This window comes from Acinetobacter sp. A47, assembly GCF_000805455.1.
Taxonomy (GTDB): Bacteria; Pseudomonadota; Gammaproteobacteria; order Pseudomonadales; family Moraxellaceae; genus Acinetobacter.
In genome coordinates this window covers 1-445 of sequence record NZ_JSUS01000023.1, presented here as the reverse complement: position 1 = coordinate 445, position 445 = coordinate 1, and the positions used below count along the sequence as shown (strand labels likewise).

At 33.0% G+C, this 445-nt stretch carries 1 protein-coding gene; it reads right to left on the bottom strand.

The genetic code is table 11. The features are described 5' to 3' along the window. On the bottom strand, positions 1 to 445 hold a 445-nt coding region (locus OC23_RS05410), incomplete at both ends, for a UvrB domain 3-containing protein (RefSeq protein WP_038343377.1).

The following is a 445-nucleotide window of genomic DNA, read 5'->3' as shown; positions in this document are numbered from 1 at the left end:
TGTTTGACCATTAAACATGCCTAAAGCTTTGTTTAAGTTCTTTTTGATACCTATATAATCAACTACTAATCCGCGATCTTTTCCTTCGTATTTTCGATTTACACGAGAAATGGTTTGTATTAAATTGTGCGTTTGTAAAGGCTTATCAATATAAATGGTATCTAAGAAGGGAACATCAAATCCTGTTAACCACATATCTACGACAATGGCAATTTTGAAGTTGGATTTGATTTGTTTAAACTGTCGATCTAATTCTTTTCGTTCATCTTTATTACCCAAAAGTTCCCAAAGCTCTTTTTCATCATCTTTATTGCGTGTCATCACCATTTTTACACGCTCAATTGGCTTGATATCTTTTTGTTCCTTTTCAGTTAATCCATCCGAAATATTCAATTCTCCCCATTCTGGTCGTAAGGCTAATAGTTCTTGGTACAATTTATAAGCA